Origin of the sequence: Cellulomonas sp. FA1, assembly GCF_000986825.1 — a bacterium.
Taxonomy (GTDB): domain Bacteria; phylum Actinomycetota; class Actinomycetes; order Actinomycetales; family Cellulomonadaceae; genus Cellulomonas; species Cellulomonas iranensis.
The window spans coordinates 2,521,672-2,539,764 of record NZ_LBMY01000001.1; the positions used below are offsets into that span (position 1 = coordinate 2,521,672).

The following is an 18,093-nucleotide window of genomic DNA, read 5'->3' on the forward strand; positions in this document are numbered from 1 at the left end:
TCAGGCCGGCGCGCCCACGTAGTCCGCGAGGTGCTGACCCGTGAGGGTCGAGCGAGCCGCGACGAGGTCGGCGGGCGTGCCCTCGAACACGACGCGCCCGCCGTCGTGCCCCGCACCCGGCCCGAGGTCGACGATCCAGTCGGCGTGCGCCATGACGGCCTGGTGGTGCTCGATCACGATCACCGAACGGCCCGCGTCGACCAGCCGGTCGAGCAGGCCCAGCAGGTTCGCGACGTCCGCCAGGTGCAGGCCCGTCGTGGGCTCGTCGAGCACGTAGACGCCGCCCTTCTCCCCGAGGTGCGTCGCGAGGCGCAGGCGCTGCCGCTCGCCGCCCGAGAGCGTCGTGAGCGGCTGCCCGAGCGTCACGTACCCGAGGCCCACGTCGACCAGCCGCTGCGCGATCGCGAGGGCCGCCGGTACCCGTGACTCGCCCTCGGCGAAGTACGTGGCCGCGTCCGCCGCGGGCATCGCGAGCACCTCGGCGACGTCCTTGCCGCCCAGGTGGTACTCCAGCACCGACGCCTGGAAGCGGCGCCCCTCGCACACCTCGCACGTGGTCGCGACGCCCGCCATCATCGCGAGGTCGGTGTAGATGACGCCCGCGCCGTTGCACACCGGGCACGCGCCCTCGGAGTTCGCGCTGAACAGCGCGGGCTTGACCCCGTTGGCCTTGGCGAACGCCTTGCGCACGGGCTCGAGCAGACCCGTGTACGTCGCCGGGTTGGAGCGCCGCGAGCCGCGGATCGCCGTCTGGTCGATCGTGACGACGCCCTCGCGCTTCGCCAGGGCGCCGTGGATGAGCGAGCTCTTGCCCGACCCGGCGACCCCGGTGACGACCACGAGCACACCCGTGGGCACGTCGACGTCGACGTCCCGCAGGTTGTGCGTCGACGCGCCGCGGATCTCCAGCGCACCCGTGGGCGTGCGCACCTTGGGCTTGAGCGTCGCGCGGTAGCCCAGGTGCCGGCCGGTGAGCGTGTCCGCCGTGCGCAGCCCCTCGACCGTGCCCTCGTAGACCACGCGCCCGCCCGCCGTGCCGGCACCGGGGCCAAGGTCGACGACGTGGTCGGCGATCGCGATCGCCTCGGGCTTGTGCTCGACGACGAGCACGGTGTTGCCCTTGTCCCGCAGGCGCAGCAGCAGGTCGTTCATGCGCGCGACGTCGTGCGGGTGCAGCCCGACCGTCGGCTCGTCGAACACGTACGTGACGTCGGTGAGCGCCGAGCCCAGGTGCCGGACCATCTTGGTGCGCTGCGCCTCGCCGCCCGACAGCGTGCCCGACGGCCGGTCGAGCGACAGGTAGCCCAGGCCGATCTCGACGAACGCGTCGAGCGCGTCCCGCAGCGCCGTGAGCAGCGGCGCGACACCGGGCTCGTCGAGCCCGCGCACCCACTGCGCGAGGTCGGTGATCTGCATCGCGCACACGTCGGCGATGTTCTTGCCCGCGATCCGCGAGGACCGCGCGCCCTCGTTGAGGCGCGTGCCGTCGCAGTCGGGGCAGGTCGTGAACGTGACGGCCCGCTCGACGAACGCGCGCACGTGCGGCTGCATCGCGTCGACGTCCTTGGCCAGGAACGACTTCTGGATCTTGGGGATCAGGCCCTCGTAGGTGACGTTGATGCCCTCGACCTTGATGCGCACGGGCTCGTGGTGCAGCAGCGCGTGCAGCTGCTTGGCGGTGAAGTCCCGGATCGGCCTGTCGGCCGGGAAGAACCCCGCGCCGCGGAAGATCCGCCCGTACCAGCCGTCCATCGTGTAGCCGGGGACGGTCAGCGCGCCCTCCTCGAGCGACTTGCTGTCGTCGTAGAGCGCCGTGAGGTCGAAGTCCGTGACCGACCCCATGCCCTCGCACCGCGGGCACATGCCGCCGATCTGCTCGAACGACACCTTCTCGGCACGCTTCGCGCCGCGCTCGACAGCGATCGCGCCGCTCGCGCGGACCGTCGGGGTGTTGAACGAGAACGCCTGCGCCGACCCGACGTGCGGCTGACCGAGCCGGCTGAACAGGATGCGCAGCATCGCGTGCACGTCGGTCACGGTGCCGAGCGTCGACCGCGGGTTCGCACCGATGCGCTCCTGGTCGACGATGATCGCCGTGGTCAGGCCGTCGAGCAGGTCGACGTCGGGCCTCGCGAGCGTCGGCATGAACCCCTGCACGAACGCGCTGTACGTCTCGTTGATGAGGCGCTGCGACTCGGCGGCGACCGTGCCGAACACGAGCGAGCTCTTGCCCGAGCCCGAGACGCCCGTGAAGACCGTGAGCCGCCGCTTGGGCAGCTCGACGCTCACGTCCTGCAGGTTGTTCTCGCGCGCGCCGTGCACGCGGATGACGTCGTGGCTGTCGGCGCGGGCGGGCACGGGGCCGGACGCAGGGCTGGCGGCGGGGCCGGGGGCGGGGGCTGCGGACGGCGTGCTCATCGGTCCTCCGGGGACGTGGGCGGGCGCGAGCAGGACGGGCGGGCGGCTCAGCGTAGGGCCGGGCACCGACACCCGGCCCCGGACCGATCGTGCCGTGCGCGGCCGCTCCCGCGCGAGGTCCGCGTCGTGTCGACGCGGCGCCCCGGGCGTGGCACGCTCCACCGAGGGCATGCGTCGGCGGCGGGGAGAGCACGTGCGGGGATCGGCGCAGGGCGCTGGCGGGGCGGACGGCCCCGTCGACGCGCACGCGGCACGGCTCGCCCTGCTCGACTCCGCGGCGCAGGCCGCGGGCCTCGGCACGTTCGAGTGGGACCTCACGACCGGCCGCCTCGTGTGGGACGCCACGCTGCTCGAGGTCTTCGGGTACGACGAGCGCACGTTCGGCGGGACCATCGAGTCCTTCGAGGCGCGCCTGCACCCGGACGACCTGGCACCGGTGACGGCCGCGCTCGACCGCGCGATCGCGACGTGCGGCATCTACGAGGCCGAGTTCCGGGTGCGGCACCCCGCCGGCACCACGCGCTGGCTCACGGCGCGCGGCCGGGCGCTGGCCGGGCCGGACGGCACGGCGACGCACGTCGTCGGCGTCACGACCGACACGACGGCGCTGCGCGAGGGCGAGCTGCGGGTCACCGAGATCCTCGAGCAGATGTCCGTCGGGTACTACTGGCTCGACGCGGACTGGCGGTTCGGGTACGTCAACGCCGAGGCCGAGCTCATCCTCGGCACGACGCGCGACACGCTGCTGGGCGGCGAGGTGTGGGAGCTGTTCCCGGCGACCGTCGGCAGCGAGTTCGAGGACGCGTACCGCGCCGTCGCGCGCACGGGTGAGCCGCGCGCGTTCGACGCGTACTACCCGGCGCCGCTCGACGGCTGGTACGAGGTCCGCGCGGTGGCCGAGCGCGGCGGCGTCGCGGCGTACTTCACCGAGATCACCGAGCGGCGGCGCGCGCTCGCGCTCGCCGAGGAGGGCCGCGCGCGCTCCGACCTGCTCGCTGCGGTCGCGGCCGAGCTCGCCGAGGCGGCCGACCCCGTGCGGGCCCTCGAGGCCGTGCTGCCGCACCTCGTGCCCGACCTCGCGGACTTCGCGATCGCGAGCCTGCTGGACGAGGGCGCCGGGTCGTGGCGCACGCGCCTGCACGACGTCGCCGCGCTGCACGCCGACCCCGACCTGCAGCCGGTGCTGGACGCGTACCGCGCGCTGCGCGTGCCCGCGCTGACCGGCACGTCCGTGATCGCCGAGGTGCTCGCGACGTCGCGGCCCGTGCTGCGCGTGGGCTCACCGGCCCCCGAGGTGATCGTGCACCCGGGCCAGGCGCAGGACCTGCTGCGCCGCCTCGCGCCCGAGACGCTCGTGGTGCTGCCGCTGCGCGGGCGCGGCCACACGCGCGGGGTCATCACGCTCGCGCGGTGCGCCGAGCGCGGCGAGTTCGTCGAGGCCGACGTCACGACGCTGCGCGACGTCACGGCGCAGATCGGCCTCGCGCTCGACAACGCGCACCTGCAGGCCGTGCGCCGCGACCTCGCCGAGGAGCTGCAGCGCAGCCTGCTCACCGCGCTGCCGCAGCCCGACCACCTGCAGCTCGTGGCGCGCTACGTGCCGGCGACCACGGGCTCGCAGATCGGCGGCGACTGGTACGACGCGTTCCTCGTGCGCGACGGCAGCACGTGCCTCGTCGTCGGCGACGTCACGGGCCACGACCTGCACGCCGCGGTGGCGATGGCGCAGACCCGCAACGTGCTCCGCGGCGGCGCGCACGCCATCGCGCGGCCACCCGCCGGCGTGCTCGCTGCGCTCGACTGGGCGATGCACGACCTGGGGATCACGACCATGAGCACCGCGGTCGTCGCGCGCGTCGAGCAGACCCCCGAGCAGGCGGAGCGCGGCGTGCGCACGCTGCGCTGGTCGAACGCGGGTCACCTGCCGCCGCTGCTCCTGCACCCCGACGGCCGGGCCGAGCTGCTGCGTCGACGCAACGACGTGCTGCTGGGCCTGCGTCCGCACAACCCGCGCCACGACCACACCGTGGCGCTCGCGCCCGGGTCGACCGTGCTGCTGTACACCGACGGTCTGGTCGAGCGGCGCACCGAGCGCCTCGAGGTGGGGCTCGAGCGGCTGCGCGCGCTGGCCGAGGAGCTGGCGGACCTGCCGCTCGACGAGTTCTGCGACCGGCTCGTCGCGACGCTCGCGGCGTCGAGCGGCGACGACGTCGCGCTGCTCGCGGTCCGCGCGTTCCCGCAGGACCGCCCGCGCCCTCCCGAGGCAGGCCCCGAGCTCGTGCCGGGCCGCCGCGCCTGATCTCGCCGTGCGGCGGCGCGCACGCCCGGCATACTGAGGCCGTGACTGCGCACGACGAGACCCTGGACGACTCCCCGGGCGGCCAGCTGCTCGTCGACGACGCGGAACCCACGACGCTCGTCGCGACGGGCGAGATCGACGTCTTCGTGGTCGAGGGCCTCGCCGAGCACGTCGGCGCTCCCCGCACCGAGACGGGCCGGCGGCTCGCCGCCGAGGGCGTCCGCACGGTCGACGTCTCGGGCGCCGGGTACATCGACTCGGGCTTCATCGGCCTGGTCGCCTCGCTCGCCGCCGCGGCGGCGCCCGACCGCGTGCGGGTGCGCGGCGCGAGCGGTCAGGTGAGCGACGTGCTCACGCTCACGGGCCTGGACTCGCTGGTCGAGCTGGTCTGACCGGCCGCGTCGCGGGCGTCGCCGTCGCGCGTCAGCCCTCGAGCGGCACCGTGAACCACACGGTCTTGCCGCCGCCGCGCTCGGGGCGCACGCCCCAGCGCGCCGCGAGCCGCTCCACCAGGCGCATGCCGTGCCCGCCCGGCACGTGCGGCCCGCTCGACCGGACCACGGGCAGCGAGTCGCCCGCGTCCGTCACCGCGACCGTGCACGTCGTGCGCGTCGACTCGACCCGCACGCTGATCGCCTGGGCCGACCCGTGCCGCACCGCGTTGGTGACGAGCTCGCTCGTCAGCAGCTCGACGGTCGCCGCACTGCCGGGCGACATGCCCAGGGCCCGGGTCCGCTCGTTGACCCAGTGACGGGCCTTCGGGATCGACCCGCGACGGGACTCGATCCGCAGCAGCACCGACCCATTGCACCAGACCTGCCCCGGGCGCGCGTCCCGCGACCGCGATCCGGTGCGGCGAGCGCCGCGCGGGCGCTCACGCCCCGACGGTGACCAGCACCTCGTCGACCGCCACCTGCACGTCCAGGTCGGGGTGGAAGAGCAACCAGTCGAGGCTCGCGACGGCGAGCGCACCCAGCAACGCGGCGCCCGAGATCCCGGTGACCGTCGTCGGGTCCGCGCCCTGCTCGGCGCGGACCTCGCGCAGCACGTCGCGGAAGTGCACCGCGACGTCCGACCGGATCGGTGCGAGCGCGTCGCCCCACGTGCGGTCGGTGCGGAACAGCTCGGCCGCCATGAGCTTGGCCAGCTCGGGGTTGGTCTGCAGCAGGGTCATGGTCGCGACCGCGACGGACCGCAGCGCGGCCCGGCCGGTGAGGCCGGTCCGCGCCGCGGACACCGTGTCGACGAGCCGCGTGAACCCGGTGCGCAGCACCTCGGAGAACAACGCGTCCTTGGAGTCGAAGTTGTAGTAGAGGCTGCCCTTGGCGACCTGCGCCTCCTCCGCGACCTCGTCCATCGACGCGCCGGTGATGCCGCGGCGGGCCGCCACGGTGATCGCCGCGTCCAGGATCGCCTGCCGGGTCGGTCGGCGTGCCACGGTGCCTCCTCGTCTCCGTCGTCCGTCGTCCGCTACACGCTCAGCTCGGGGTGGAGCCGGGCGATCGTCCACACCTTCTGCCGGCGCGCGGACCACGCGCTCACCGCGAGCGAGCCGATCAGCAATGCTGACATGACCAGCACCGCGGCCCACAGCCGCTGGTCGACGCCGCCGCCGACGAGCTCGCGCAGGCCGTCGACCACGTACGTGGCCGGCATGAACGGGTGCAGCGCCTGGAAGAACCCGGGCGTGGTCTCGACGGGGTACGTGCCGCCCGAGGACGACAGCTGCAGCATGAGCAGCACGAGCGCCACGACGCGGCCGGCGGCCGTGCCGAGCAGCACCACGAACATCTGCTGCAGCGCGAGGAACGCCAAGGTCGTGAGCAGCACGAACGCCGCCATGCCGATCAGGTGGACGGGCTGCATGCCGATGCCGAGCACCAGCACGAGCATCATGACGACGACCTGCACGACGCCGACCGCGGCGGCCGGCAGGTACCCGGTCAGCACGGTCCGCAGGCCCGAGACGCCGGACGCGAGCGGGCGACGCGGCAGCGGCCGCAGGATCAGCCACGTGATGAGCGCGCCGACGAACGTCGCGAGGGCGATGAAGAACGGTGCGAAGCCCTCGCCGAAGCCCTGCACCTCGTGCTGCGTGGTCTCGGAGAGCGTGACGGGCGTCGCGACGGCGTCGGCCGTGCGCTCGACCCGGTCGGGCGTGAACGACGGGGCCTTCGCCGCCCCGTCCTGCAGGGTCGAGGCGAACGTGCCCGCACCGTCGGCGAGGGTCTGCGTGCCGTCGGCGAGGGTCGTGGACCCCGCAGCCGCCGTGGAGGCGCCCGTGCGGAGCGTCGCGGCGCCGTCGGCGACCTGCGCGGCGCCGTCGGCGAGCTGACCGGCCTTGCCCGCGGCCGTGCCGAGGCCCGACGCGAGGGTCTGCGTGCCGTCGGCGAGCGTGTGCGCACCGGTGTCGAGCTGCGCGACGCCCGACGCGAGGCTCTGCGCCCCGGTCGCGAGGTCGTGCGCGCCGGAGGCGGCGGACGCGGCGCCCTGGTCGAGCCGCGCCAGGCCGGTGTGGAGGGTGGTGGCACCGGTGGCTGCGTCGCCGAGGCCCGACGCGAGCCGGTCGGCCCCCGCGTGCAGCTGGGAGACGCCGCTCGCGAGCGGGGTCGCGGACGCCGAGAGCTGGCCCGCGCCGGTGCTGACCGCACCGGCACCGGCCGCGAGCGCGTCGATGCTCGAGCCCTTCGACTGCAGTGCCGCGTCGAGCTGCGCGAGCGTCATGTCGGGGTTGGCGGCACGCAGCTGCTGCAGCGCGGTGACGCCGCCGGCGACGCGCTTCGCGCCGTCGGCGAGCGCGGTCGTCGACGCGGGCAGCGCCTTCGCCTTCTCGTCGAGGGACGCGAGCCCGTCGCGCAGGGTGCCCGCGCCGGGTGCGAGCTGCTGCAGGCCGCCGTCGAGGGTCGCGGCGCCCGTCGCGGCGTCGTGCGCGCCGGTCGCCAGGTCGCCGAGGCCGGCCGAGAGCGTGCCGGCTCCGCCACTGAGCTGCTGCGCGCCCGCGTCGGCGGACGCGAGACCGTCGGCGAGGGTGGCGCTGCCGTCGACGAGCCGCCCGGCGCCGTCGCGCGCGGTCTGCAGCCCGGACGCGAGCTGGGCCGTGCCGCTGCTGACCTGCGCGGTGCCGTCGCCGAGCCGTGCGGAGCCGTCGGCGAGCTGGCCGAGGCCGACCACGAGGGCGCCCGCGCCGCCGTTGAGCTGCTGCGCGCCGTCGTCGAGGCGCGTCGCGGCGTCGGCGGCGTCGCGCACGCCGTCCGCGAGCGTCGAGACGCCCACGAGCATGGTGTCGGCGGCGTCGCGCGTGACGGACTCCGCGACGGCGTCGCGGACCCGGACCATCGCGGTCTTGCCGAGCGTGTCGGCGAGGAAGCTGTTCGCGTCGTCGTAGACGACGTCGATCGTGCCGGGCTGCGGGTCGTCCTCGGACAAGGTCGCGAGGCTCGCGGAGAAGCCCGCGGGGATCGTCACGGAGAAGTAGTAGCGGCCGTCGGCGACGCCGTCGGCGGCCGCCTTCGCGTCGACGAGGTCCCAGCCGAGGTCGCCGCCGTCGAGCAGCCGCTGCGTGACGTCGGCGCCGGCGTGCAGGGTCGTGCCGTCGGTGCGGGTGACCGCGACGTCCTCGTCGACGAGCGCGACGGGCAGCCGGTCGAGGTGGTCGGTGGGCGCCCAGAACGCCCAGAGGTACAGCGCGCCGTAGATGAGGGGGATGACGAAGAGCACGGCGAGCGCGATCTTCGGCAGCACGCCGCGGCGGAAGCGCCGCAGCTCGGTGCCGGTGGACAGGACGGACATGGGTCTCTCGTTCTCGCGGGTCGGCGCTCAGCGCGTGAGCGTGACGACGGCGGTGCGGTCGGGGGTGAGCAGGTGGACGTCGCGCGGGTCGGCGCTGCCGAGGACGACCGCGCGCACGTGCTGCGGGTGCGCGGGGTCGGTGAGGGCCTCGAGGCAGCGCGCGACGACGGCGCGCTCGTGGGGGTTCTTGACGGCGTCGAGGTCGTCGACGACGAGCACCTCGGGTCGCGAGAGCAGCGCGAGGGCGACGCGCACGAGCAGGTCCTGCGCCTCGGAGAGGTCGCGCACGAGGAGGCCGGGGTCGGGGACGGGCACGTCGCCGAGCACCGGGCCGAGCAGCGCGGCGAGGCGGGCGGCGGTGACGCGCGGCGTGCGGCGGTACCAGGGGCTCTCCCAGGACAGCCGCTCGCGCACGACGGCGCCGACGGGCACGACCGGCTCGAGGTCGTCGATGCCGTCGAAGCCCGCGATGCCGGCGCGGCGGCGGACGCCCGCGGAGGCCCGGGACGTGTCGCGGCCCAGCACGGTGAGGCGGCCGGACGTCAGGCGCATGCGGCCGGCCGTCGCGAGCAGGAACGACGTGCGGCCCGACCCGCGGTCGCCCAGCACGACGGTGACGGGCTGCGCGGAGGTCGCGTCGAGCGGGCCGAAGACGGCGCCGCGCGCGCCGCGGACGTGCGCGGCGCGGGCGTCGAGGACGGCGGGCGGCGGGGGTGCCCCAGGGGCGGTGCCGGCGCCCTCGCGGGGCGCGTCGGCGGGGGTCGCGGCGACCGGCGCGCCGGCGGTGGCGGGCGTGGCGGGGTCGGCGGCGTGGCGGGGGGCGTCGGACGCGGCGTCCGGTGCGGTGAGGCTGGTGGTGGTCACGGGTGCACCCTCGGATCATTTGAACTGACTAGTCAGTCTAAACACGAGAGTGCGCGCACCGCCCTCACAGGGAGCCGTGACGCTCGCCACTTGAAGCATCAACCTTTCCGGCGTACTCTGCACTTGTATCGACAACTATTCGGAGGTCACGATGAGCACCACGACGTCCGCCGGACCCGCCGACGAGCGCGTCCTGGCCCCCACCACCTCGATGGACGCCGTGACGCTGCACGTCGGTGACCTCGAGGCCATGACCACGTACTACGCCGACGCGATCGCGATGGAGCCGCTCGAGGAGCGCGTGCGCGGGCAGCAGGTGCACCGCGTCCTGGGCCGCGGCACGACTCCGATGGTCCGGCTCGTGCACACCCCGGGCCTGCCCGCCGTCGACCCGCACCAGGCCGGCCTGTTCCACACCGCGTTCCTGTTCGACGACGCCGCGAGCCTCGCCGCGACCGTCTACCGCGCCGCGCAGGACCCGCGCAGCCGGTTCGTCGGCTCGTCCGACCACCTCGTCTCCGAGGCGTTCTACTTCACGGACCCCGAGGGCAACGGCATCGAGCTCTACACCGACCGTGACCGCAGCCTGTGGCTGCACCGCGACGGCGAGCTCGTCATGTCCACCGAGTTCCTCGACCCCAACGGGTACCTGCGCGAGCACCTCACGCAGGAGGCCCTCGACGCGGGGCCCGAGCTGGCGGGCAAGGTCGGGCACGTGCACCTGCAGGTCGGCGACATCGCGACCGCCGAGGCCTTCTACCTCGACGCCCTGGGCTTCGAGGCCACCACGCGCGGCTACCCCGGTGCGCTGTTCGCGTCGGCCGGCGGGTACCACCACCACGTCGCCATGAACACGTGGAACAGCCGCGGCGCCGGGCCGCGCGCCTCGACGCTCGGCCTGGGCGACGTCGCCGTGACGGTGCCCGGTCGCGCGGACCTCGACGCGCTCGTCGGGCGTCTGCGCGCGGCGGGCCTGGCGTTCGCCGACGACGGCCGCGCGGTGCAGCTGCGCGACCCCTGGGGCACGCAGGTCACGGTGTCCGTCCCGGGCACGACGACCGACGAGCTGCTGGCCCGGTGAGCGCGCTGCGCACCGTCCGCTCCCCCGGCCCGGGCGCAGACCCGACCGCCCCGACCGTGCTGCTGCTGCACGGGTTCGGCTCGGACGAGCACGACCTCGCGGGCCTCGCGCCGCATCTGCCGTCGGGCCTGCCGTGGGCGGCGCTGCGCGCACCGCTCGACCTGCCGCACGGCGGTGCCGCCTGGTTCCCGATCACGACGCCCGGCACGCCCGACCCGGCACCGGTCGCGGCGGCCGCCGACGCGATCTGGGCGTGGGTCGACGCCGAGCTCGGACCGGACGCGACGGTCGCGCCGCTCGGGTTCTCGCAGGGCGGGCTCATGGCGTCCGAGCTGCTGCGCACCCGGCCCGGGCGGGTCGTCGCGACCGTCGTGCTGGGCGGTTTCGTCGCGGGCGGGGACCGGCCCGGGGACGCGACGCTGGCCGAGACGCGCCCCCCGGTCTTCTGGGGCCGCGGCGAGCTCGACACCGTCATCGCGCCGCACGCGATCGAGCGCACCGCCGCGTGGCTGCCCGCGCACAGCACCCTGACGGCCCGCACCTACCCGGGCCTCGCGCACGGCATCGACGCGGCCGAGCTGGCCGACGTCCGCGCGTTCCTGACGACGCACGTGGCGGGCTGAGCGGCCGCGGCGCCGTCAGGCCACCCGCTTCTCGAAGCGGAACATCAGGTCGTCGTCGTGCCCCTGCCCCGCGTCCCCGCCCGGCGCGTGCGGGTCGGGGTGACCCGGGTGGAAGAACTCGACGGCGTGGAAGCCGCACACGTTGACGTAGAAGTGGATGTTGCGCACCTCGAAGTGCGGCGTCATGGTCTCCCACACGCGCGTGCGCGGGTAGCGACGCTCGATCGCGCGCCACGCCTCCCGCCCGATCCCCCGCCCGTGGTGCTCGGGGTCGACGAAGAAGAAGTCCAGGCTGTTGCGCCCCGTCTCGGCGTCGATGCTCACGACCGCACCGCCCACACGCTCACCGGCGAGGACGACCTGCAGCACCTCGGCGCCGGGCGCGGCGAACGACTCCCGCAGGTCCTCGTCCGGCGGGATCGGCTCGGCCATGCCGGGCGCCGCTCCCGCCGGGACCGCGAGCGCGAACGCCGCCTGCACGCGGCGCGCGAACTCGTCGAGGTCCACCGGGAGCGCCGGGACGAGCTCGACCGCACCTGCTGCTGACACCATGCCCGACTCCCACCGATCGACCCACCTGCGTCCGTGGGCGATCGTCCCCCACGTCCCTGTGCGACGCGACGCCCCCGCGACCCGCGACGACGGACCGCCCGCACGGCGCACCGCGCCGGCCGGCTGGGACGATTGCTCGATGGACGCACCGGCCCCCATCGACGTCGACTCCTGGCCCCGGCGGCAGCACTTCGCCCACTACCTGCGAGCCGTGCCGTGCACGTACGCGATGACGGTCGAGGTCGACGTCACCGCGTTCGTCGCCGCGGTCCGCGCGGCGGGGCGCCGCACGTACCTCACGCAGGTGTGGGCGATCGCGTCGGTCGTGAACCGGCACGACGAGTTCCGCATGACGCTCACGACCGACGGCGCACCGGCCGTCTGGCCCGTGGTGCACCCGTCGTTCACGGTGATGCACCCCGGCAGCGAGACGTTCGCGAGCCTGTGGGTGCCGTTCGACCCGGACTTCGACGCGTTCCACGACGCGGCGGCGGCCGTCGTCGCCGAGCACGCGGGGTCGGGCGAGCTGTTCCCGCAGGGCCCGCGCCCGGCCGCCACGTTCGACGTGTCGAGCATCCCCTGGACGTCGTTCACGGGGTTCACGATCACGGCGACGCCGGGCAGGCACCTCGCGCCGATCTTCACGCTGGGCCGGTACGTCGAGCGCGACGGGCGGGTGCTGCTGCCGCTCGCGGTGCAGGTGCACCACGCGGCGGCCGACGGGTTCCACACGGCGCAGCTCGTGGAGGAGCTGCGGGCGCTGCTCGCCGACCCGTCGTGGGTGGCCGGCTGACCGCGACCCCTATCATCGCTCTATGACGATGAATCGCGGGGTGGCCGATCTCGACAACGCCGCGGACGGCACGCCCGCGCGACGCGACCTGCGCCTCCCGCCTCTCGCGGTGGCCGCGCTGGCCGCGGTCGCCCAGGTGATGCTCGCGCACCGCGGGCGTCGCCCCTCGCCGGGCTCGCTCGTCGCCGCGGGCGTCGTCGCCGCGGGTGCCGCGTGGTGCGCGGCCGACCCGGTCCTGCGGTTCCGCCGCTCCCGCACGACCGTCGACCCCACCGCCCCCGCGGCAGCGTCCGCACTCGTGACCGACGGCGCGAACCGGCTGACCCGCAACCCCATGTACGTCGGGATGCTGCTGGGGCTCGTCGCGCACGCGGTCGCGCGGCGCTCGGCCGTCGCCACGCTGCCCGCCGCGGCGTTCGTCGCGGCGCTGCACCCGCAGATCGCCGCCGAGGAGCGCGCGCTCGGGGAGCGGTTCGGCGACGAGTACGCGCGCTACCGCGCGACGACGCCCCGATGGGTGGACGCACGGTCGGCCGGTGCGGCGTGGCGCGCGCTGCGGGCGCACGCGTGAGCCACGGCCGACCCGGCGCGCCCCGCCGGTTCCCGCCCCCGCGGCAGGCGTTTCGCTCGTCGTAACCCGTTGCGATGATCGCAACGGGTTACGTACGGTGAAAGCATGGAGAAGCGCGACGCGATCGACGACATCATCGACATCGTCCTGCCCGTGCCCGCCCGGGCGCCCGCGGACGCCGACGAGCTGACGCGGGCACCGCTGGAGGCCGTGCGCGAGGAGGTGGTGCGGCAGCGCGAGGTCTTCGAGCGGTACCTGCGCGTCGCCGACGGCGACCGGTCGCCCGCGCGCCAGGACGTGCTGCTCGCCGAGATCGAGCGCGCCCGCACCGAGATGCGCGAGGCCGAGGACCGGCTGCGGATGCTCGTCGCGTACGGCCGCGAGTTCGTGGCGCCGCAGCCCTACCCGCTCAAGACCCTCGCGGCGGCCGCCGGCATGTCGATCTCGGGCACGCGCAGCGCCTACACGTCCGACGAGGTCGCCGCCGTCGCCGAGCGCACCGGCCGCGGGCCCGTCAGGAGCACGACGCTCGACGCGTAGCCGGGCCGGACGAGCGGCTGGCGATTCAGCCCCGGCGCCAGCGCCGCCCGAGGGCACGGCGCGACGGCACGGCAGGATGACGACGTGACCGCCGCACCCGCCCCCGACCACGTCGAGCTCAGCACAGACGACCTGCGGGCCGTGGCCCGGTACGCGGCGGACTGCGCGTCGCAGGTGCTGCCCGCGTTCGAGGCCGCCGTCCCCGACGACCCGCGGCCCCGCGAGGCGCTCGCCGCCGCCCGCGCGTTCGCCGACGGCGCCGCGCGCAGCAACCGGCAGCGCACGGCCGCGGTCGCCGCGCACCGGGCCGCCGCCGCGGTCGACGACGAGGTCGCCCGGCTCGGCGCGCTCGCGTGCGGCGACGCGGCGGCGGCCGCCTACCTGCACCCGATCGCGCGCGCGACGCAGGTCGGCCACATCCTGCGCGCGGCGGCGTGCGTGGCGCGCGTCGCGGAGCTCCGTGCCGTCGCCGCCGGTGACGACGCCGGTCGCGTGGCCGACGAGGCCGTCGTGACGCTCGCGGGGCTCGCGGCACCGCCCGTGCCCGCGGTCCTGCGCCGCTACCCGCCCGCACCCGCCGGGCGGCACCGCCTGGCAGAGCTCACGAGCGCGCTCGACGCCGCGGTCCGCGCGCGCGGCTGACGTGCCGGGGCGGCGACGGTCAGGCGAGCACCTTCGCGACGACCGCCGCCACGCGCCGCGCGCGCGTCTCGGCCGCCTTGGCCCCCTCGACGGCCGTGACGTGCGCCTTGCGCGCGCTGGGAGACAACGCGTCGAACGCGGCACGCGCACCGGGTGCGGCGTCGAGCGCCGCGGCGAGGTCGGCCGGCACCTCGACGACCCGCGGGGCGGTGTCGAGCTCGAGCGTGACCTCGATCGGGTCGCCGCCCGCGAGGCCCGTCTCGCGCCGGTGCGCCGCCGAGAACGGGATCAGGTGGCGCCCGCCCATCACGGCGAGCGTCGAGCGGTACGTGTGCCCGTTCACGGTGACGACGACCGGGGCGCGCCTGCCCGCACCGAGGGCCTCGACGACCGCGGGCGGCACCTCGACGCCCGTGTTGTTGCCGACGAGGAGCAGGGTCGTGGCGAACGTCTGCGTGGCCATGCCCGCATCGTCCCGCCCGGCACGGCCGGGCACCACCGGGACGCGGTGCCGGGCGGACGGGACTGCTGGCACCAGCCTGCGCACCGCGTGTCTGCAGCGTGTTCGGTGTTCGGGGAGCCCCGAACACCGAACACCGCGCCGTCCGCGCCGGAGACCGTCCAGCGCCCGCATACCCTGGCCCGCATGGCCACCATCCGGGACGTCGCGGCCGACGCGGGCGTCGCGCCGAGCACGGTGTCGAACGTGCTGTCGGGACGCAAGCGGTTCCCGGACGCGACGGTGGCGCGCGTGCTCGCGAGCGTCGAGCGGCTGGGCTACCGGCCGTCCCCCGCGGCGCGCGCGCTGGCTCTGGGGCGGACCAACGTGCTGGGGCTGCTCGCGTCGTACCGGCCGGGCTCGCGCGAGGCCGACGTCGACGTGTTCATGCGGTTCGTGCGCGCGGCGATGTACACGGCGCAGCCCCGCGGGTACGACGTGCTGCTCATGGGCCGCGGCGACGACGAGCTCGCGGGCGACGTGCTGGCCGACGCGCTCGTCGTCATGGACGTGCGGCTGCACGACGCGCGGCTGCCGGTGCTCGCGGCGCTGCCGCAGCCGGTCGTGCTCGTCGGGTGGCCGGCGCAGACGCACGGCCTGAGCGCGGTCGACCTGGACTTCGCCGACGCCGCGCGCACGATGCTCGGGCACGTCGCGGACCTCGGGCACCGCGAGGTGGCCGTGCTCGCAGGCCCGGAGGACTCCGCCGACCCGGACGCCGACGAGCTGTCGTTCCGGCACCGGTTCCGCACCGGGTTCGCCCGCGCGTGCGACGAGCGGGGCGTGCGCGGCCGGTTCGGCGCGTGCGCGCGCGGCGACGTCGCCGCGTGGCTCGACGCGACGCTGGCGGACCTGCCCGGGCTGACGGCCGTGCTCGTGCTCGACGTCGCGGCGGTCGACGAGCTCGTGACCGAGCTGCACCGGCGCGGCCGCTCGGTGCCGGGCGACGTCTCGCTGGTCGCGCTCTCCCCCGTCGAGCAGCCCGTGGCCGGGCACCCGGACCTCACGCTCGTCGACCTGCCCGGGCGGGCGATGGTCGCGCGGGCGGTCGAGCGCGCGCTCGACGAGCTCGCGGGCGCCGCCGCCGGGGCCGTCGACCTGCTGCCCGCCGTCCTGCACCCGGGTGCCACGACGGCCGCGCCCGGGCGGGGTCTGCGCGACTGACCCCCTCGACCGGGCGGCGGGGCGCACGACGTGCGGCCGACCACCCCGCCCGCCGGCGCGCACGACCACCCGTGACCGGCCCCTCGATCGACCCGTTGCCTCCACACCCGCGAGCGGGTTAGCGTGCTCGGCGTGGTGAACCGGTTCTCCACAGGAGCGGGACCGGACCCACCGACCGCGGGAGACCCACGTGCAGCACTTCCGGACCGACGGCCGTCGGCTCACCTGGACCGGCGACGGCGAGACGCTCGTCGTCGACCCGTGGGGCGCCGACGCCGTGCGCGTGCGCGCGTCCGTCACGGGCGACGTGCTCGACACCGACTGGGCGCTGCTGCCCGCACCCGACGGCCCGCCGCCCGCGATCGAGGTCGACGGCACCACCGCCCGCCTCGTGCAGGGCCGGTTGACCGTCGAGCTCACCGCCGGGCAGCACCGCGACTGGCAGGTCGGCTACCAGGTCGCGTGGTGCCGCGTGCGGTTCCTCGACGCGGACGGCCGCGTGCTGCTCGAGGAGCACGGCACCGGCGGCGCGCTCAAGCTGCGCGCGCGGGACTTCCGCGCGCACGTCGGCGGCGACCACCGGCTCGTCGCGAGCTTCACGTCCGACCCCGACGAGCACCTCGCCGGCATGGGGCTCTACCAGCAGGACCTCATCGACCTCAAGGGCAGCACGTTCGAGCTCGTCCACCGCAACTCGCAGGCGTCCGTGCCGTTCGTGGTCTCCAGCGCGGGGTACGGGATGCTCTGGCACAACCCGGCCGTGGGGCGCGCGACGTTCGGGCGCAACCGCACCGAGTGGGTCGCCGAGAGCACGCGCCAGCTCGACTACTGGGTCACCGCGGGCGGCACCCCCGCGCAGATCGCGTCCGCGTACGCCGACGCGACCGGGCACGCGCCGATGATGCCCGAGCACGCGCTGGGCCTGTGGCAGAGCAAGCTGCGCTACGCGTCGCAGGACGAGCTGCTCGAGGTCGCGCGCGAGCACCACCGCCGCGACCTGCCCGTCGACGTCGTCGTGGCCGACTTCTTCCACTGGCCGCACATGGGCGACGAGCGGTTCGAGGAGGAGTTCTGGCCGGACCCGGCCGCGATGACCGCCGAGCTGCGCGACCTCGGCACGGAGCTCATGGTCTCGGTGTGGCCGCAGGTGTCGGTCGACTCCGAGAACTTCGCCGACCTGTCGCGCGCCAACCACCTGGTACGCGCCGACCGCGGGCTCGAGGTCCAGATGGCGTTCGGCGGGCCCAGCATGTTCGTCGACGTCACCCACCCGGGCGCCCGCGCGGCGCTGTGGGAGCTGTGCCGGCGCAGCTACCACGAGCACGGCGTGCGGATCTTCTGGCTCGACGAGGCCGAGCCCGAGTACGGGCGCTACGACCTCGACAACTACCGGTTCCACGCGGGCCCGGGCGCGCAGGTGAGCAACGTGTACCCGCAGCTGTTCTCGCGCACGTTCCACGACGGGCTGCGCGCCGCGGGCGAGACCGAGGTCGTCAACCTCGTGCGGTGCGCGTGGGCGGGCAGCCAGCGGTACGGCGCGCTCGTGTGGTCGGGCGACATCGCGTGCTCGTGGGAGGCGCTGCGCCGCCAGGTCGTCGCGGGTGTGCACATGGGCGTCGCGGGCATCCCGTGGTTCACCACCGACATCGGCGGGTTCCACGGCGGCGACGTGCGCGACCCCGCGTTCCACGAGCTGCTGGTGCGCTGGTTCCAGATGAGCACGTTCAGCCCCGTGCTGCGCATGCACGGCGACCGGCAGCCCAGCCGTCCCGTCACCGCGGCCGACGGGTCGTCGCGCATGGCGTCCGGCGCCCCCAACGAGCTGTGGAGCTACGGGCCCGACGTCGAGCGCGTGCTCACCGGCTACCTGCGCGTGCGCGAGGCGCTGCGCCCGTACGTGCGCACCCTTATGCGCGCCGCGCACGAGGACGGCCAGCCGCTGCTGCGCGGCCTGTTCCACGAGTTCCCCGACGACCCGCACGCGTGGCAGGTGACCGACCAGTACCTGTTCGGCCCCGACCTGCTCGTCGCGCCCGTCGTGCACCCCGGCGCGACGTCCCGCACCGTGCACCTGCCCGCGGGCGCGTCGTGGACCGACGTCCGCACGGGCGAGGTGCACGCGGGCGGCACGCGGGTGGACGTCGAGGCGCCGCTGGCCGTGCTGCCGCTGTTCGGCCGCGACGGCGCGGGCGCCGAGCTGCGCGACGCGCTGCGCGCGGCGTCCTGACCCCGGGCCCGGGCCACCGCCGCGCCGGACG

Annotated in this window: 17 protein-coding genes; 10 read left to right on the forward strand and 7 right to left on the reverse strand. The window is 75.6% G+C overall.

Going from position 1 to position 18,093, the window contains the following annotated elements:
- A complete protein-coding gene (locus GY42_RS11365; protein ID WP_082131493.1) occupies positions 1 to 2,418 on the reverse strand; it encodes an ATP-binding cassette domain-containing protein in 2,418 nt (805 codons plus the stop codon).
- 193 nt (positions 2,419 to 2,611) lie between these two features.
- Between GY42_RS11365 and GY42_RS11370 the strand changes: the two genes are divergently transcribed.
- Both GY42_RS11370 and GY42_RS11375 read left to right on the forward strand, forming a co-directional pair.
- A complete protein-coding gene (locus tag GY42_RS11370; protein WP_160309412.1) occupies positions 2,612 to 4,717 on the forward strand; it encodes a SpoIIE family protein phosphatase in 2,106 nt (701 codons plus the stop codon).
- 41 nt (positions 4,718 to 4,758) lie between these two features.
- Positions 4,759 to 5,109, forward strand: a complete 351-nt coding sequence (locus tag GY42_RS11375) for an STAS domain-containing protein (protein WP_046529404.1) — start codon at positions 4,759 to 4,761, stop codon at positions 5,107 to 5,109.
- 31 nt (positions 5,110 to 5,140) lie between these two features.
- Here the strand turns inward: GY42_RS11375 and GY42_RS11380 are convergent, their stop codons facing one another.
- The 4 genes from GY42_RS11380 to GY42_RS11395 form a co-directional block, all read right to left on the reverse strand.
- A complete protein-coding gene (locus tag GY42_RS11380; protein WP_046529405.1) occupies positions 5,141 to 5,515 on the reverse strand; it encodes an ATP-binding protein in 375 nt (124 codons plus the stop codon).
- A 76-nt stretch (positions 5,516 to 5,591) separates the two neighbouring features.
- On the reverse strand, positions 5,592 to 6,155 hold the full coding sequence (locus GY42_RS11385; protein WP_046529406.1) for a TetR/AcrR family transcriptional regulator: 564 nt from the start codon (positions 6,153 to 6,155) through the stop codon (positions 5,592 to 5,594).
- Between the two features lie 32 nt (positions 6,156 to 6,187).
- On the reverse strand, positions 6,188 to 8,506 hold the full coding sequence (locus tag GY42_RS11390; protein ID WP_046529407.1) for a YhgE/Pip domain-containing protein: 2,319 nt from the start codon (positions 8,504 to 8,506) through the stop codon (positions 6,188 to 6,190).
- Positions 8,507 to 8,533: 27 nt separating this feature from the next.
- The gene (locus tag GY42_RS11395) at positions 8,534 to 9,370 is read right to left on the reverse strand and encodes an ATP-binding cassette domain-containing protein (RefSeq protein ID WP_052748343.1); all 837 of its coding nucleotides are present in this window, start codon (positions 9,368 to 9,370) and stop codon (positions 8,534 to 8,536) included.
- A 151-nt stretch (positions 9,371 to 9,521) separates the two neighbouring features.
- Here GY42_RS11395 and GY42_RS11400 point away from each other — a divergent pair, with 151 nt between their 5' ends.
- Complete coding sequence (locus GY42_RS11400; RefSeq protein ID WP_046529408.1) at positions 9,522 to 10,451, forward strand: VOC family protein; 930 nt, start codon at positions 9,522 to 9,524, stop codon at positions 10,449 to 10,451.
- Positions 10,448 to 11,074 (forward strand): alpha/beta hydrolase, encoded by a 627-nt coding sequence (locus GY42_RS11405; protein WP_046529409.1) that lies wholly within the window; start codon positions 10,448 to 10,450, stop codon positions 11,072 to 11,074. Before GY42_RS11400 ends, GY42_RS11405 begins: the two co-directional genes overlap by 4 nt.
- 15 nt (positions 11,075 to 11,089) lie before the next feature.
- Here the strand turns inward: GY42_RS11405 and GY42_RS11410 are convergent, their stop codons facing one another.
- Positions 11,090 to 11,626, reverse strand: coding sequence for a GNAT family N-acetyltransferase (locus tag GY42_RS11410; RefSeq protein ID WP_046529410.1), 537 nt, complete (start codon positions 11,624 to 11,626; stop codon positions 11,090 to 11,092).
- 139 nt (positions 11,627 to 11,765) lie between these two features.
- Here GY42_RS11410 and GY42_RS11415 point away from each other — a divergent pair, with 139 nt between their 5' ends.
- The 4 genes from GY42_RS11415 (at position 11,766) to GY42_RS11430 (ending at position 14,172) form a co-directional block, all read left to right on the forward strand.
- Positions 11,766 to 12,419: a CatA-like O-acetyltransferase gene (locus tag GY42_RS11415; protein ID WP_046529411.1), complete on the forward strand. Its 654-nt coding sequence runs from the start codon at positions 11,766 to 11,768 to the stop codon at positions 12,417 to 12,419.
- A gap of 22 nt (positions 12,420 to 12,441) precedes the next feature.
- On the forward strand, positions 12,442 to 12,990 hold the full coding sequence (locus GY42_RS11420; RefSeq protein ID WP_201775269.1) for a methyltransferase family protein: 549 nt from the start codon (positions 12,442 to 12,444) through the stop codon (positions 12,988 to 12,990).
- 105 nt (positions 12,991 to 13,095) lie between these two features.
- Entirely contained in the window at positions 13,096 to 13,530 is a 435-nt protein-coding gene (locus GY42_RS11425) for a hypothetical protein (protein ID WP_046529412.1), read from the forward strand.
- 84 nt (positions 13,531 to 13,614) lie between these two features.
- The gene (locus tag GY42_RS11430; protein ID WP_046529413.1) at positions 13,615 to 14,172 is read left to right on the forward strand and encodes a putative immunity protein; all 558 of its coding nucleotides are present in this window, start codon (positions 13,615 to 13,617) and stop codon (positions 14,170 to 14,172) included.
- A 19-nt stretch (positions 14,173 to 14,191) separates the two neighbouring features.
- On the opposite strand, the gene GY42_RS11435 is transcribed toward GY42_RS11430, so the two are convergent.
- A complete protein-coding gene (locus GY42_RS11435; protein ID WP_046529414.1) occupies positions 14,192 to 14,635 on the reverse strand; it encodes a YdeI/OmpD-associated family protein in 444 nt (147 codons plus the stop codon).
- 183 nt (positions 14,636 to 14,818) lie between these two features.
- On the opposite strand from GY42_RS11435, the gene GY42_RS11440 reads away from it, so the two are divergent.
- Complete coding sequence (locus GY42_RS11440) at positions 14,819 to 15,835, forward strand: LacI family DNA-binding transcriptional regulator (RefSeq protein WP_046529415.1); 1,017 nt, start codon at positions 14,819 to 14,821, stop codon at positions 15,833 to 15,835.
- A 190-nt stretch (positions 15,836 to 16,025) separates the two neighbouring features.
- Positions 16,026 to 18,062 carry a glycoside hydrolase family 31 protein gene (locus tag GY42_RS11445; protein ID WP_046529416.1) on the forward strand — a complete coding sequence of 679 codons (2,037 nt, stop codon included), beginning with the start codon at positions 16,026 to 16,028 and terminating at the stop codon, positions 18,060 to 18,062.
- Positions 18,063 to 18,093: the final 31 nt, after the last annotated feature.

Bases quoted from the DNA above. Each gene is read 5' to 3' on its own strand.
- GY42_RS11365 (WP_082131493.1), bottom strand. From the start codon at position 2,418: ATGAGCACGCCGTCCGCAGCCCCCGCCCCCGGCCCCGCCGCCAGCCCT.
- GY42_RS11390 (WP_046529407.1), bottom strand. From the start codon at position 8,506: ATGTCCGTCCTGTCCACCGGCACCGAGCTGCGGCGCTTCCGCCGCGGC.
- GY42_RS11400 (WP_046529408.1), top strand. From the start codon at position 9,522: ATGAGCACCACGACGTCCGCCGGACCCGCCGACGAGCGCGTCCTGGCC.
- GY42_RS11410 (WP_046529410.1), bottom strand. From the start codon at position 11,626: ATGGTGTCAGCAGCAGGTGCGGTCGAGCTCGTCCCGGCGCTCCCGGTG.
- GY42_RS11415 (WP_046529411.1), top strand. From the start codon at position 11,766: ATGGACGCACCGGCCCCCATCGACGTCGACTCCTGGCCCCGGCGGCAG.
- GY42_RS11420 (WP_201775269.1), top strand. From the start codon at position 12,442: ATGACGATGAATCGCGGGGTGGCCGATCTCGACAACGCCGCGGACGGC.
- GY42_RS11425 (WP_046529412.1), top strand. From the start codon at position 13,096: ATGGAGAAGCGCGACGCGATCGACGACATCATCGACATCGTCCTGCCC.
- GY42_RS11435 (WP_046529414.1), bottom strand. From the start codon at position 14,635: ATGGCCACGCAGACGTTCGCCACGACCCTGCTCCTCGTCGGCAACAAC.
- GY42_RS11440 (WP_046529415.1), top strand. From the start codon at position 14,819: ATGGCCACCATCCGGGACGTCGCGGCCGACGCGGGCGTCGCGCCGAGC.